Raw genomic sequence first — 15,111 nt, 5'->3', positions numbered from 1 at the left:
CTATATACATATTGCATTTTCACACACACACGAAAAACCCTGTCTTTTAAACAGGGTTTAATAGCGAGAATGGCGACTTATATTCAATAATACACCTACTGCCATTAACATTAAGGTCAAACTTGATCCACCATAACTTAAAAATGGCAAAGTAATACCCGTAACAGGCATCAGTCCTGTTACAACACCAACATTAATCATTACTTGAATCGCAATCATCGCCACAATACCTACTGCTAAAAACGTACCATATAAATCTGGCGCTCCTAATGCTATACGAATCCCGCGCCATAATAATAGACTAAATAATAATAACACAAATGAACCACCAATAAAACCTAATTCCTCGGATAAGATCGCAAATATAAAGTCTGTTTGTGGTTCAGGTAAATAAAGAAATTTTTGTCTACTTTGTCCAAGTCCAAGCCCAAATAAACCACCAGGTCCAATTGCGAGTAACGATTGGATAATTTGAAATCCACTTCCGAGCGGATCCGACCACGGATCTAAATATGATGTAATGCGTTTCATTCGATATGGTGCTGATGCGATTAACCCTACAAATCCCGCTGCACCAAGCAAACCAAACATTGCAAAGTGAAAGACCCTTGCTCCCGAAATGAATATCATAATAATACATGTCCCAACCATTACCGTTCCCGTACCAAGATCTGGCTGTAACATAATTATCCCAAAAGCAAGAAATACAAAACTAAGAGCCGGTAGTAAACCTCGTTTAAAAGATGTAATTAATTTTTGTCGTTCCGCTAAAAATTTTGCTAAGAAAATAATCATCGCGAATTTCATAAACTCTGACGGTTGGATAGAAAATGCTCCGATTCCAATCCAACTTCGCGCCCCTCCACGAACGAGACCTACTCCAGGAATAAGAACGAGAATAAGAAGAACGAAACAAACTAGTAAAATTACTTTTGAATACGTACGCCACACCCAATAATCAATTTTCATGAGAGAAAACATAGCTACTACCCCAAGACTTGCAAATAACAATTGCCTTTTTGCAAAAAAGAATGAATCCCCCATTTTATAAGAGGCCCAAACCGCACTCGCACTATAAACCATAATCATTCCAATTGTTAACAATGCAAGTGTAACGATGATGAGAATAAAATCAGGCGTTTTCTTCATTACCCATGAACACCACCTCTTTGGGCAGAACCTTTGCCCTATGTAACAAAACATCAGTAGGTGTTAGCCTACTGATGTTTTGATTTACTTTATATAAGTTTATGCACAGCTTGTATAAAAATGTCTCCTCTTTCTTCAAATGTTTTAAATTGATCCCAGCTTGCACATGCTGGTGAAAGAAGAATAACATCACCATCGGTAGAATGAGCATACGCCTTCACTACTGCATCATCTAAAGTATCGACACTTTCAATTACATCTAATCCTGCTTTTTCTGCCGCTCTTACTAATTTTGGTGCAGTTTGTCCAAATGTCACAATCGCTTTGACATGTTTAAAGTATGGAATTAAATCATCAAATTCATTACCACGATCAAGTCCACCAGCCAATAATACAATCGGTTGTGTAAATGCAGATAATGCTTTTTCTGTCGCTAGCATATTCGTCGCTTTTGAATCATTATAAAATTTACGATTATTAATCGTTGTTACATATTCTAAGCGATGTTTTACACCTGTAAAACTTTTTAACACAGCAGTAATTGCTTCATTAGAAACACCTAATAATTTAGCAATACTCATTGCTGCTAAAATATTTTCTAAATTGTGCTTACCAGGTAAAACAATATCACTTACTTTAACTACTTTTTCGCCTTTAAAATAAAGAGCGTTATCTTTTATATACGCACCATCTTCAATTATTTTCGTCGCCGAAAATAATACTTTCTTTCCTTTACTATATGCCGATAACGCCATGACATCTGCATCATCTGCGTTAATTATACTATAATCTGTTTCAGTTTGGTTTTTGAAAATATTCGCTTTCGCCAAACCATACTCTTTCTTCGTCCCGTGATAATCTAAATGCGCTTCAAATAAATTTAAAAAGGCTGCAATTTTTGGTTGGAACGATTCCACTCCCATCAATTGAAACGATGAAAGTTCCGTAACGACAACTTCATTTTCCTTCGCCAATTGTGCAACTTCACAAGCTACAGTACCTATATTCCCCGCAATAACTGGGTACTTTTGTCCTTCTTTTAACATTTCAAACGTTAACATTGTCGTTGTTGTTTTACCGTTAGATCCCGTAATCCCAACAAACGGTGCTGCTGAAATGGAATATGCTAATTCAACCTCAGTTACAATTGGAATTTGTTTTTCTTTCGCCGCCACTAAGAGTGGATTAGAATATGGAATTCCTGGATTTTTTACGACAAGTGAAATGTTTCTCTCCAGCAATTCTAATGGATGCCCACCACATACAACATCCATTCCTTCCGCTTGTAACTCAGCTGCAAGCACATTACCCGCTAATGGTTTCCCGTCATTTACAATGACGTTTGCCCCTAATTTTTTTAATAAAGTAGCTGCTGCATAACCACTTTTAGCAATACCTAATACAAGAACATTTTTATTTTGATATTCAGTTACAGTTTTCAATTACATCCACACCCCGATATAAATTCCTAGCACAGCTAATAAAAATCCTACAGACCAAAACGTTACAACAACGCGCCACTCTGACCAACCACATAATTCATAATGATGATGTAATGGACTCATTTTAAAGACACGCTTTCCTGTTGTTTTGAACGAAATAACTTGGATAATAACAGATAAAGTTTCCGCTACGAATACACCGCCAATAATAACGAGTAACAATTCTTGTTTTAACAAAATCGCTACAGCTGCGATAGCACCACCTAAAGCTAGAGAACCTGTATCCCCCATAAATACTTTCGCTGGATTCGCATTGAATACTAAAAATCCAAGTACAGCTCCTACAACTGCCATACAGAAAATCGCTACCCCAAATTGTTCTTGAGCTACAGCAATAATACTAAATGCTCCGAATGCAATAGCAGCTGTTCCTGATAATAAACCATCTAAACCATCTGTTAAATTAACCGCATTTGATCCACCAATAAGCATAAATAATACGAGAACAAAATACGCCCAACCTAATTCAAATTTAACATCAGTTCCCGGAATCATGATATAAGTGTGAAATGCTTGCCCTTTTCCAATTAAAAAGAACGCAATAGCAATTACAAGCTGACCAATCAATTTTTGTTTTGATGTTAAACCAAGATTTCTTTTCTTTACTACTTTTATGTAGTCATCTAAAAATCCGATTAATCCGTACCCAAATGTAACTAATAACAACAATGATACTTCTGCACCTAAATTGTTAAATTTAATCGCCATAATAAGCGTAGTCACCATCATAGATACATATATGACAATACCACCCATCGTTGGTGTCCCTGATTTCTTTTGGTGTGACTTCGGTCCTTCGTCACGAATACTCTGTCCGAACTTTAGCTTTCTTAAAAATGGAATAAATAATGGCGAAAGGGCAACAGAAATTAAGAATGCTACCCCAGCCGTTACTAATAAACCTTGTTCAAGCACATGTAGTCCTCCTCTCATGCTGTTACACTTCGTTGTTTAAACGCTCCGTGATTGCTTCTTTAGCAACTTCACGATCGTCAAAATGATGAACTTCTTTACCAATAATTTGATACGTTTCATGCCCTTTACCAGCAATAATAATAATATCTTCTGCTTTTACTTTCGAGATAGCGGAACGTATCGCTTCTTTTCGATCGACAATTACTTCATAATTACCCCTATTTACATCATTTACCATATCATCTAAAATAGCCTTCGGATCTTCACTTCTTGGATTATCTGATGTATAAATTGCGTGAGTTGCATATTCGATTGCGACACTTGCCATTATTGGCCTTTTCGTTCTATCTCTATCACCACCGCAACCAACGATACAATATACATCGCCTTTTGCAAATTGTTTTGCTGTTTTTAGTACGTTCTCTAAGCTATCAGGTGTATGCGCATAGTCAACAATAACTGTGTAATTTTGTCCACCATCAACAACTTCAAAACGTCCAGGAACGCCAGCAAGCTCTTTAATTACATCAATAATTGTTTGTAAGCTCACTCCTGAAACAAGACCTGCTGCTGTAGCAGCTAACACGTTGTATACATTAAACTTACCAATTAATTTCATCGTAACATTTACAGTTTCATACGGTGTTACAAGTGTAAATGTTGTACCGCCACTCGTCATTACGATATCTCGTGCCATAATGTCGCTTGCAACATCTATACCGTATGTTACAACAGTAGCTGCTGTACTTCTCATATACTCTTCTGCTACTGGATCATCACTGTTTAATATAGCGTATTTTTCACGATTATGATGATAACTATTGCCAAGCTGTGCGAAAAGCAACCCTTTCGCATGTTTATATTCTTCCATCGTTTTATGATAGTCTAAATGATCTTGTGTTAAATTCGTAAATACTGCAACATCATAATCGCACCCGTGTACACGGCCAAGATCTAAAGCATGAGACGAAACTTCCATTACTGTGCTATCCACACCTTGTTCAACCATTTTTGAAAATGTCTGTTGAAGTGTTAGTGCATCTGGTGTTGTATTTTTCACCTCAAATGTTTCATCACCGATTTTCATATTAATCGTTCCAATTAGCCCTGTTTTATGACCATGTGCGCGCATAATTTCATCCATAATATGCGATGTTGTTGTCTTTCCATTTGTACCTGTAATACCGATTAAATGTAACTTGTGTGTTGGTTGGCCATAAAAATAATCAGCTAAAACCGCTAGCGAACGAAAAGTATTTTTCACAAGTACAACTGGAACGTCAACATCAATTGGTCTTTCCGCAACAATAGCAGCCGCTCCTTGTGCGGCTGCTTGCTTAGCAAAGTCATGGCTATCAACCGTATATCCTTTCATACATATAAATAAGCTTCCCTCTTTCACTTTACGTGAATCCGCTTCAATAGATGTTATTTCTGGATTTTCTGTTGGAACAACTGGAAAATCATGCAAACATGATACAAGTGTATGCAACTTCATTTCACTAAACCCTCTCTACATTGTTTATTTATCTCTTATTTTAGCAAGTAACACGTTACCTCCTAGTTATATAAAAATAGGAGGTAAGTGCTACTATAGTCTAATCAATAGATTTATTTATTAATGAGACACTTATCGTCTCAAATAAAGCAATTTTTCTATAAAGAACTCACTTCCACCAATTGTACCATAAAACACAATCAGTTACCTTTAATTCCCGAAGTAAATTCTAACTTTTGAACCCTCTTTTACTTTAGCTCCTGCTTCTGGTGATTGTTTAATTACTTTCCCACCATCACCACTTATATCAAGCTTCAAGTCTACAAGTTGCGTTTGTAAATCTTTCTTTTTCATACCAATTAAATTTGGAACTTCCACAGTTGGTGTATCGCCCCATTTATATTCTTTCTCAACTTGCTCTTTTCTCGGTTCCACTCCCATTACAGGAAGTGCGTCACGAAGAATATTCCCAACAATAGGTGCTGCTACAACTCCACCAAATTGAGTGACTCCTTTTGGATTATCCACTGCTACATAAACAACAATTTGCGGATCGTCAGCTGGAGCAAAACCGATAAATGATACAATATAGTTATTATCTAAATATTTTCCATCTTTCACCTTTTGAGCAGTTCCAGTTTTTCCACCTACACGATATCCATCAATATAAGCCCCTTTACCCGAACCTTTCGCTACAACATTCTCTAATGCGTAACGAACTTTCTCAGAAGTTTCCTTGGAAATAACTTCCCTTTTCGCAACAGGTGTCTTTTTGCTGACAACTTGATTATTCTTCGGATCAATAAATTCCTTCGCTATATATGGCTGATACAAAGTTCCACCATTTACAGCGGCCGCTACAGCTGCTACTTGTTGAATCGGTGTAACAGAAACACCTTGCCCAAATGAAGTCGTCGCTTGCTCGACTGGACCAACTTTATCTAAATTAAATAAAATCCCGCTACCTTCACCTTGTAAATCAATTCCGGTCTTCTGTCCAAACCCGAAATTGCGAATATATTTAAACAATCGATCTTTACCAAGACGATCACCGAGTTCAATAAATCCTGGGTTACAAGAGTTTTGAACTACTTCTAAAAACGTTTGGCTACCATGGCCTCCAGCTTTCCAACACCGCAATCTAGCTCCACCAACTTCAGCTGCCCCATCATCATAAAATGTATCTTTCTCTAAGTCTACTAAATTTTCATTCAAGGCTGCAGCTAATGTAATAATCTTAAATGTTGACCCCGGCTCATACGTACTCCATACAGGTAAGTTTCTGTTATATACTTCCGGAGAAACACTTTGGAAATCTGCTGGATCAAAACTTGGTCGACTTGACATACCTAAAATTTCACCATTTTTCGGATTCATTGCAATTGCTATCATACCGTCAGGATTATACGTTGATTCCGCAATATTCATTTCTCTTTCCATAATCCTCGTAATGCGTGAATCAATTGTTAATCCTAAATTCAAACCGGCTTCTGGTTTTTTGAAATCATCTCCAACGTTAGGCATTCTCTGTCCTTTCGCGTCTGCAAAAAATCGCACATGACCTTTATCACCATTTAGCTCTTTATCATAATATTTCTCTAGTCCCATAAGCCCTTGATTATCACTGCCCGCAAATCCTAATACGTGTGATAAAAAATTACCGAATGGATAGTACCGGATAGAATCCTCTGCGATGTACACACCCTTTAAACTTAATCCGCGTACTTCTTTCGCTTTGTCATGCGATATTTTCCTTCCGCCTTTATCAAGCCTTACAATCGATTCTTTTTTTGTAATCCGCTTATAAACATCATCTTTTTCCACACCTAATACTGCAGCTAACTTCTCTGCAGTCTCTGCTGGTTTTTCAATTTGCCTCGGCACAACAAAGACGGTCGGTGCACTTTTATTCGTAGCAAGCTCCACACCATTTCGATCTAAAATTTTCCCTCGCTCTGGTTCAAAAGTAATATTACGACTCCATGAATCCTTCGCACGATCCGTTAACATATTTCCAAGAAAAAATTGCACATATCCAAGACGAATATCGATAATGGTGAAAATGAGTATACCCGATATAAGTATAAAAATAAGTCGTTTTCTAACTGTTACATTTGATACACGCATATTGGAACAAGCCTCCCTTACGCCTAGCTTGTTCCAATATATGCTTGTACTTATTTAATTAGAACTTCTTCCCTATTACCATTATGGCTTTTCTGCTTCTTGTTGCGGTTCAAGTGGTGGTACGAGTGTTACACCTAATTCTGTACCAGGTTGCAACAATGTCCCTTCCGCCACACTTTGTTCCGTTACATATCCTGTACCAGAAGGTTTTAAGTTAAGCTTTAATGTTTTTGCTAAATTCATAACATCACGCAGTGCCCATCCCTGTATATTTGGCATTGTAGGCTTATCTCCTACTAAGAAGACTCGATCACCCTTTAATGTTTGTTCAGTTGCTTTTGGCACTTGCTGCTGCACTTTACCTTCACCTAATACGATTGGACGAAGTTTTGCTTTATCAATTGTTTTTTTCGCTTCTTCCATCGTTTTTCCGGTTACATCTGGAACGACAGTTTGTTGTTCTTTCACATATTTTTTCGGGTCTTTTACTTCATTCGGCTTAATCTTTAAGTACTCTAAGCTATTTTTCGCTACATATTTAAAGATATCAGCTAAAGGTTTAGCCCCGTTTTCATCATCTTTTAATTTTGGTTGTTTAACGGCCACATACACAACAAGTTGCGGATCGTCCATCGGTGCCATACCTAAGAATGAGAATATATAATTCTCTCTTCCCGTCATATAGCCACCTTTCCCGTCAGGAATTTGTGCTGTACCTGTTTTCCCCCCGACTGAATACCCATCAACTTTATATGCAGTTCCTGTTCCTTTCGGTGATGTAACAACACGTTCTAGTAATTGCCTTACTTGTGCGGCTGTCTCTTTGGTAACAGGTTTTCCTACTTCTTCTGGTTTATGCTCTAGCTGTACTTTACCTGTTATTGGATCCACAATTTTATCAATTGTATAAGGTTTCATCATTTTACCATCATTTGCAATTGCTGTTGCAGCTTGTACAAGTTGAATTGGTGTAACTGTAGAACCTTGTCCAAATGCCGTTGTTACTTGTTGTATTTGTTGATCAAATAAAATTGTATTTGACCCTTCACCAGATAAATCAATGTTTGTTTTTTCATCTAATCCAAAACCGTGAATATATTTTCGAAAACGCTCTGGACCAAGTTTTTGATCCCCTAAAATTGCGAACGCTACGTTTGAAGATCGCTCTACCCCTTCATCAAAAGTAATAGAACCCCATCCGGCGCCGCCGTTATGATCTTTTATTTTGCGATTACCAACTTGATATGTACCAGACTGATAAAAGTCTTGCCCATTGTATACACCTTCATTAATCGCCGCCGCTAATGTGAAAATCTTCATTGTTGATCCCGGTTCAAACGCATTTGCAATGGCGTCGTTGAAGAAATATTTAATTTGACGATCATTAGGGTCATAACTAGGTTTACTAGACATCGCTAATATTTTCCCTGTCTTCGGATCCGCAACAATCCCTATTAAATTTTCTGGTTCATAATGTTTACTCGCTTCTTTCATTGCGTCTTCTAAATAACTTTGAATACGTTGGTCAAGCGTTAAATACACATTATCTCCATTTTTAGGTGCCTTTACATTCACTTTCCCACCGTCAAGAGATACTCCTTTACGGTCACCTGTATAAGCTACCTCACCATTAGAAGCACCTAAATATTTATCCAAACTCTTTTCTAAGCCAAATTGACCGACTGAGATTCCATTTTCATCAGGTTTCGCATGACCTATGACGTAAGATGCAAAATCACCGTTTGGATAAACTCTCGCATTTTCGGTAATAAAAGATATTCCCGGCAATTTCAATGCTTCTATTTGTTCTTTCTTTTCTTTCGTCAAGTCTTTACCCAATGTTCCAAATTCCACTTGACTTTTGCCTTCTTTATTTAAAGTAGCTAAAATTTTATCTTCATCTTTTCCGAGTACTCCTGCGATTTTCTTTGCAGTATCCTCTTTATCCTTAACGGCGTTAGCTCCTTTTAACTCGGCTACAAGTTTATAAGAATTTGCGTCTTGCGCTAGTACATGACCATTTTGATCATAAATTGTTCCTCGATTCGCTTCGAGAACTCCTTTTTTACTATGTTTCTGCTCAGCAAGTTTTTTCAAATCATGATTGTCCACTGTTCCTGTTACTTGTATGTAAAAAAATCGGGCTAATAACAGCAAAAAGAGCAGGAGGAAAAATATCATAAAATAACCTGCTCCCTTATTGGTATGAAATTTGGTCATATTTCTCTTCATCTTTTCTTCACACCTATTTGCCTTACTTTAGGCCTTTCACGTTATTCGCATTAATTTCTAGCCCGTGTTTTTTTGCAACTTCAGCGATACGTTCATAACGACTTAACTTCTCTACTTCAGCCTGCAATTCTTGATTTTCCTTTTGTTTTTTTACAATTTGTTCTTCTATCGTCGCTGCTTCTACATTAACTTGATATAGGCCCGCTTTATTCCCAATAAAAGCTACACAGGCATATAATAAAAATCCAATAAACGTTACGTACAATAGCTTTTCAATTCTTGTAATTTTCGTTTTAACTTTTGGCTTAACCATCTGCTGTGGCGGCGCTTGAATTTGTACCTCTTCTTGCGCCTGTTGTTTATACTTTACAGCTAAATTAGTCATACCTCTCTCTCCTTTTTATCGTTTTTCAGCGATTCTCAACTTCGCAGAACGCGCTCGATTATTTTCTTCTAATTCAATGTCAGAAGGTAAAATCGGTTTCCTTGTAATAAGCTTTAATTTCGGCTTAAATTCATCCGGAATAATCGGTAGTCCCTGTGGTAATTGCGGCGTTGTGCTATTTCGCTTAAACGTCGTTTTACAAATACGATCTTCTAAAGAATGGAATGTTATAACACTAACTCTTCCACCAGGCTTGACCATATCAATTGCAGATTCCAACGCTTCTTCAAATACTTTTAATTCATCATTTACAGCAATACGAATCGCTTGAAATACTCGCTTCGCAGGATGTCCACCTGTTCTACGTGCCGGAGCTGGAATACCTTCTTTAATTAATTCCACTAATTCTCCTGTCGTTTCAATAGCCTTATTCTCGCGATAAGCTTCAATTTTCCTTGTTATTTGCTTTGAAAATTTTTCTTCTCCGTATTGGAAGAAAATTCTTACGAGTTGTTCATATGACCAGCTGTTCACAACATCATATGCTGTTAATGGGGCATCTTGATCCATCCGCATATCTAACGGTGCATCATGATGATAACTAAAGCCACGCTCTGGTGTATCTAATTGTGGGGATGAAACACCTAAATCGAATAAAATCCCGTCTACTTCTGTAATACCTAATTCATGTAGTTTTTCAGATAAATAACGGAAGTTGCTCTTCACTGTTACAAATTGTTCACCATAAGAAGAAAATTTTTCCTTCGCATTTTGAATCGCTATTTCATCTTGATCAAATGCTATTAACTTTCCACCATCTGTTAGCTGAGATAGTAAATAAGAACTATGTCCTCCTCCACCCAGTGTACAATCTACATATGTACCACTCGGTTTTATATCTAAGCCATCTACTGTTTCTTTCAAAAGTACTGTTACGTGTTTGAACATTGCTGCACCTACTCTTTTTCCAATTAATTATGTTAAATACATTTCTCACTCTACAAACACAATTTACTACTAGAGGATGAAATGCTACTAAAGAACGACTCATTTAACTTCCAACAAGGTAGTACGCTATACAAATCGCTATTTTATTTTATTATATACTAAATTTTATCATTTTTTGCGGGAATTTAAACAAAAACCTGTCGAAAAAGATAATAATCCGTTTACATTTTGTGCTATTTTGTCATATATATATACCTGATACATAGCGATTCATTACATTAACATAAGATGGATAATTCAGAAATATTTCACTTCACAGTTAATTCAACAGAATAAAAATAAAATCCTGCTCAAAAGAGCAAGATTCTATAGTTTTATTACATGATGTTTTCCATCCCACGAAAAAGATTGTTCCATTACCCGGTCAACAAAATCAAGGCCGAACTGATTTAAATAATAACAAACATTCCACACACGTTCTTGCGGTGCTCCTAATGGACGAAGCGCAAATTGTAAACGGCGGAATTTATTCAGTTGAACCTCATGTTTCTTCTCAACATTTCTTTTCAACATTTTTTCTAACAGTTCAATTTGCTCATTAATTTTCAGTTCATTTTTCCCAGCAAACTCATTTAACCCTGGATCTATTTTTTTCACGAATTGTTGTAATGATGTATGAATATCCATTATTTCTTTTTTCGCTTCTATAAATCGCTCGTCTATCGGTTCCTCTATTTGATTAGAAAGCCAATTGTCACGCAGATTATCTATATTATTTAGAAATGGATCAATTTCTTGCAAATCTAAATCATATAAATCTGTCGCTATATCTCGCTCCATATAAGTAATTGTAAGGCGCGGAACAACAGGTGGCATTTGGAAACCTGCCGTATGAAACACTTGTTGCAATTCACTCCAATAAGCTAACTCCCCTGGACCGCCAATAAACGCTAACGTAGGAAACACATATTCTTGCATAAGAGGGCGCGTTACAACATTATTACTAAAACGTTCTGGACTTCTTTCCATCTCTTCCATCAATTCTTCATACGAAAATGAATGCACTCCATCTTTTCCAATAAATTTCCCTTGATTCTCTTCAAGCAATACTCGCTCATTATCAATTTCCATAAATATATGTACTGCATTTGTCTTCGTTTCAATAATCGGTTTAAATCCTAATTCCTTAAGTACTTCCTGTTGATTACGAAGCCCTACTTGAATTTCTTTATATTTACTTATAATTTGTTGTAAAAACGGCACTTCTAATTTTCTTAATGCAGGATGATGTGAATCTACAAGAATTAAACCAGAATTTGCGAACATTTTCGTAATAAGGTGCGCAAAGAAATCTACATATGTATGCGATTTACCTAAAGCATCATCAACAAATTGTAATACATCCTTTGTAAAATTCGTTTCCGGATATGTTTTAAAAATCTCTTCGACCCATTTTCTACAGTCTTCAATAGAAAACTCAGACTCAGAAGCACTCGCCTTTTTCGGATAACGATCATGAAAAATGGTCTTTTTTATTTTTTTATTTTTCGTTACAAATGTATGATTAATTTCATCCATATCATGGTCTTCACCAGCAATCCAAAAGACAGGAACAACCCGAACCCCTAAGCTCTCTTCTTTTTCTTTTGCAAGCTGTAAAATTGAAATGATCTTATGAACTGTATAAAGCGGACCAGTTAATAACCCTGCTTGTTGTCCAGCTATAACTACATATGTATTTTCATCTTCAAGCGCTTTTATATTTTGAATTGTAAATTCTCCCGCTTGCAATTGTGTATTATATTCTAATAAATGCGTTACTAAATCTTGACGGAAAAACTCTCTCTCACGTAAATCATGTAAACGCTGTTTAAAAGCATCCTCTGTTAACAGATAATCAAAACATGACTGTATCTCTTTTTTACCGTTCATATAGTCCGCTACAACACCTTGTAGTGGAACAGAGATTTCTTTTATCTCCATATAATTCTTCCTTTCGTATCCTGTTCTCTCACCAACCCACATTGTATTCAATGTTTCACGTAAAAGCAAAGAAAAACACTTATAATTCCATTCCTTTTATTGCATTGAACAAAAATCGAAGTGTCGGAACAGATTGTTGTTGTTCCTCAGCTTCTTCTAATACATATCCAACAATTGCATTAACTTCCGTTTGTCTATTCGCCCTTACGTCCGCTAACATAGATGAAGTATTATGGGATGTTTTTTCACATACTTGGCATACCATTTTCCATAGCATTTCCTTATCTTCTTCTTTAACAAGAAATGCAACTTCCTGAAATACTTGCTCCATCATTTGATAAAAAAGCGGGTTTGAAATTAACTCCCCGTTCTCAACCCGTAATAATGCCGTCAACGGATTAATACATACATTGACTACTAATTTATTACGCATAATCCCCTTCCAATCATCTTCTATCTGAATCGGAAAATAATCAAAAGGAAAACAATTAAATACCTTTTTAAAACAACTAGATTGACCACGCACTACACCAAACTTTGTAACACCTATTCCAGTATGACGAACTGTATGTCCATCCTCTTTTTTTGCACCATGCTCCACAATCCCGACTGCTATACGTTCATTTCCTATTTTTCGCATAACGTGAAGATGTGACATTCCATTTTGCAAAAAGATTAATGACGATTCTCCCTGCACAAAAGGTAATATATCAGTTACATGATATTGCTTTACAGCAATAAATATATAATCTAACTGTTTATCCAGCATACTTTCTATCGGTAAAATAGATGGAAATACCGTTTCACGTTCTCCATTCCTAATACAAGTTACACCCGTTAAGTTTAATTCTTCTGCTTGCTTATCGTTTCTTGTAAACAACGTAACATCTTGATTACTTTTTTGTAAATAAAATGTATATAGGAGACCAATAGCTCCCGGTCCAACAATTCCAATTTTCATCTTCACACAAAGAACTCATATTAACAAGTGATATAAGTTCCCTTGCCTTTCCCCCTTTATATCTTATTAAATTACAATTACATAGTTGAGGATTCAATTATCTTTTAACAAATGCAACCTCTTCTTTCACTATGTATATACTACCTATATACATAGTTCTATTCTTAGTTTAGCAAATCCTCAAAAAAATAATGAAAGAAATATTCTATCTTCTTCATAAAAATTTAAAAATGAGTTATAATATTATTATAAATATTTTAACTTTTCTGCATTCAACAAGATAAGAAAAGGACGTGATGTAATGGGATTCCCAAAAGTTGAACGCTTGCTCATCAATTATAAAACATTAGATGAATTTAAAAAATTCAAAGGGTGCGGAGCTCAAGAACTATCCATGTTGGAAGAATTACAAGCAAACATTATTGAAAATGATAGTGAGTCTCCATTTTACGGTATTTATTATGGAGGATCACTAATCGCACGTATGAGTCTATATATGAAAAGGAACGGCGGGGAACCATTTGAAATTACAGGTACTTACCTAGAACTTTATAAACTTGAAGTATTGCCGACTTTTCAAAAACAAGGATTCGGACAAATGCTTGTTAATTATGCGAAACAACTACAATTCCCAATTAAAACGATAGCACGTATCCAGTCATCTGGTTTTTGGGATAAATTAAGTTTCCAGCCAGTATCAGTAACTGATGGTGATTTTTATATTTGGCATCCAGAAACAAATTCGAATGCGATTACAAACGAAGAATCTGCATAAGAAACAAAAAAAACAGCTGTTACGCAGCTGTTTTTATTTCTTTAATTTTTCTAATTCTCCATTCGAGCGAGCGCCATTTCTTTCCGCTACCATTACACTTCTTTTTTGATCGATATAATCAAGTAATGTTCTATATTCTTCCTCATATACTGATAATCGCTCCAGAAGACGTTCTTTCTCTGTTTGTAACGATTCAATTTGTTGTTGCAACACCATTAAAGAGCTTTCATCTTTATAATTTCGCAAGAATTCAATAACATCATTCAATGTAATTGATGTAGGCTCTAATACCTTTGTCTCTTTCACTTCATAATTTTCTACTTTACGAAGTTGCTTTGCTTCTTCAATACGTTCTTTGTATTGCTTTCTAACATAAGAATTCCACCTAAATCCACATGCTGCTGGTGTGCGAGACAAATGTCTCCCCACTTCTTTAAAGGCAGAAAGTTGCGTTCCACCTTCTTGAATATGCCGGAGTACTACTTCTGCCAGAAGCAAATCTTCATCATCAGTCCAAGCATCTTGTCTTGTTGTCGCCATCTCTCTAGTCCTCCCTATGCATTTTTTATTAAGCATATGCAGTTACTAGAAAAGATAGAATACAACAAATAAAGAATAAGACAAAAAAAAATAAAC

General features: G+C 36.1%; 12 protein-coding genes. 1 reads left to right on the top strand and 11 read right to left on the bottom strand.

The window, feature by feature from the left end:
• Positions 1–57 precede the first annotated feature (57 nt).
• The 10 genes from spoVE to panE form a co-directional block, all read right to left on the bottom strand.
• Entirely contained in the window at positions 58–1,149 is a 1,092-nt protein-coding gene (gene spoVE, locus DET63_RS16090; protein WP_002066872.1) for a stage V sporulation protein E, read from the bottom strand.
• Between the two features lie 89 nt (positions 1,150–1,238).
• Positions 1,239–2,591 (bottom strand): UDP-N-acetylmuramoyl-L-alanine--D-glutamate ligase, encoded by a 1,353-nt coding sequence (murD, locus tag DET63_RS16085; protein ID WP_002066871.1) that lies wholly within the window; start codon positions 2,589–2,591, stop codon positions 1,239–1,241.
• Positions 2,592–3,566, bottom strand: a complete 975-nt coding sequence (gene mraY, locus DET63_RS16080) for a phospho-N-acetylmuramoyl-pentapeptide-transferase (RefSeq protein WP_002014738.1) — start codon at positions 3,564–3,566, stop codon at positions 2,592–2,594.
• A 22-nt stretch (positions 3,567–3,588) separates the two neighbouring features.
• The gene (locus tag DET63_RS16075; RefSeq protein WP_113937193.1) at positions 3,589–5,064 is read right to left on the bottom strand and encodes a UDP-N-acetylmuramoyl-L-alanyl-D-glutamate--2,6-diaminopimelate ligase; all 1,476 of its coding nucleotides are present in this window, start codon (positions 5,062–5,064) and stop codon (positions 3,589–3,591) included.
• A 210-nt stretch (positions 5,065–5,274) separates the two neighbouring features.
• Positions 5,275–7,191, bottom strand: a complete 1,917-nt coding sequence (locus DET63_RS16070; protein WP_002014741.1) for a stage V sporulation protein D — start codon at positions 7,189–7,191, stop codon at positions 5,275–5,277.
• Positions 7,192–7,272: 81 nt separating this feature from the next.
• On the bottom strand, positions 7,273–9,423 hold the full coding sequence (locus DET63_RS16065) for a penicillin-binding protein (protein ID WP_087944542.1): 2,151 nt from the start codon (positions 9,421–9,423) through the stop codon (positions 7,273–7,275).
• 22 nt (positions 9,424–9,445) lie between these two features.
• Positions 9,446–9,808 carry a cell division protein FtsL gene (ftsL, locus tag DET63_RS16060; protein ID WP_002014745.1) on the bottom strand — a complete coding sequence of 121 codons (363 nt, stop codon included), beginning with the start codon at positions 9,806–9,808 and terminating at the stop codon, positions 9,446–9,448.
• A 15-nt stretch (positions 9,809–9,823) separates the two neighbouring features.
• Positions 9,824–10,756: a 16S rRNA (cytosine(1402)-N(4))-methyltransferase RsmH gene (gene rsmH, locus DET63_RS16055; RefSeq protein ID WP_002014746.1), complete on the bottom strand. Its 933-nt coding sequence runs from the start codon at positions 10,754–10,756 to the stop codon at positions 9,824–9,826.
• Between the two features lie 366 nt (positions 10,757–11,122).
• On the bottom strand, positions 11,123–12,739 hold the full coding sequence (gene bshC / locus DET63_RS16050; RefSeq protein WP_002128861.1) for a bacillithiol biosynthesis cysteine-adding enzyme BshC: 1,617 nt from the start codon (positions 12,737–12,739) through the stop codon (positions 11,123–11,125).
• A gap of 79 nt (positions 12,740–12,818) precedes the next feature.
• Positions 12,819–13,706, bottom strand: coding sequence for a 2-dehydropantoate 2-reductase (gene panE / locus DET63_RS16045; protein ID WP_002066866.1), 888 nt, complete (start codon positions 13,704–13,706; stop codon positions 12,819–12,821).
• Positions 13,707–14,001: 295 nt separating this feature from the next.
• On the opposite strand from panE, the gene DET63_RS16040 reads away from it, so the two are divergent.
• Positions 14,002–14,475, top strand: a complete 474-nt coding sequence (locus DET63_RS16040; RefSeq protein ID WP_002014751.1) for an N-acetyltransferase — start codon at positions 14,002–14,004, stop codon at positions 14,473–14,475.
• 33 nt (positions 14,476–14,508) lie between these two features.
• Here the strand turns inward: DET63_RS16040 and DET63_RS16035 are convergent, their stop codons facing one another.
• Complete coding sequence (locus tag DET63_RS16035; RefSeq protein ID WP_002066865.1) at positions 14,509–15,015, bottom strand: RsfA family transcriptional regulator; 507 nt, start codon at positions 15,013–15,015, stop codon at positions 14,509–14,511.
• Positions 15,016–15,111: the final 96 nt, after the last annotated feature.

Source organism: Bacillus sp. DB-2, from assembly GCF_003315125.1.
GTDB lineage: Bacteria > Bacillota > Bacilli > Bacillales > Bacillaceae_G > Bacillus_A > Bacillus_A mycoides.
The sequence above is the reverse complement of the archived record's forward strand: the minus strand, read 5'-3'. Positions and strand labels throughout refer to the sequence as shown.

Bases quoted from the DNA above. Each gene is read 5' to 3' on its own strand.
- spoVE (WP_002066872.1), bottom strand. From the start codon at position 1,149: ATGAAGAAAACGCCTGATTTTATTCTCATCATCGTTACACTTGCATTG.
- DET63_RS16075 (WP_113937193.1), bottom strand. From the start codon at position 5,064: ATGAAGTTGCATACACTTGTATCATGTTTGCATGATTTTCCAGTTGTT.
- DET63_RS16070 (WP_002014741.1), bottom strand. From the start codon at position 7,191: ATGCGTGTATCAAATGTAACAGTTAGAAAACGACTTATTTTTATACTT.
- DET63_RS16065 (WP_087944542.1), bottom strand. From the start codon at position 9,423: ATGAAGAGAAATATGACCAAATTTCATACCAATAAGGGAGCAGGTTAT.
- ftsL (WP_002014745.1), bottom strand. From the start codon at position 9,808: ATGACTAATTTAGCTGTAAAGTATAAACAACAGGCGCAAGAAGAGGTA.
- rsmH (WP_002014746.1), bottom strand. From the start codon at position 10,756: ATGTTCAAACACGTAACAGTACTTTTGAAAGAAACAGTAGATGGCTTA.
- bshC (WP_002128861.1), bottom strand. From the start codon at position 12,739: ATGGAGATAAAAGAAATCTCTGTTCCACTACAAGGTGTTGTAGCGGAC.
- DET63_RS16040 (WP_002014751.1), top strand. From the start codon at position 14,002: ATGGGATTCCCAAAAGTTGAACGCTTGCTCATCAATTATAAAACATTA.
- DET63_RS16035 (WP_002066865.1), bottom strand. From the start codon at position 15,015: ATGGCGACAACAAGACAAGATGCTTGGACTGATGATGAAGATTTGCTT.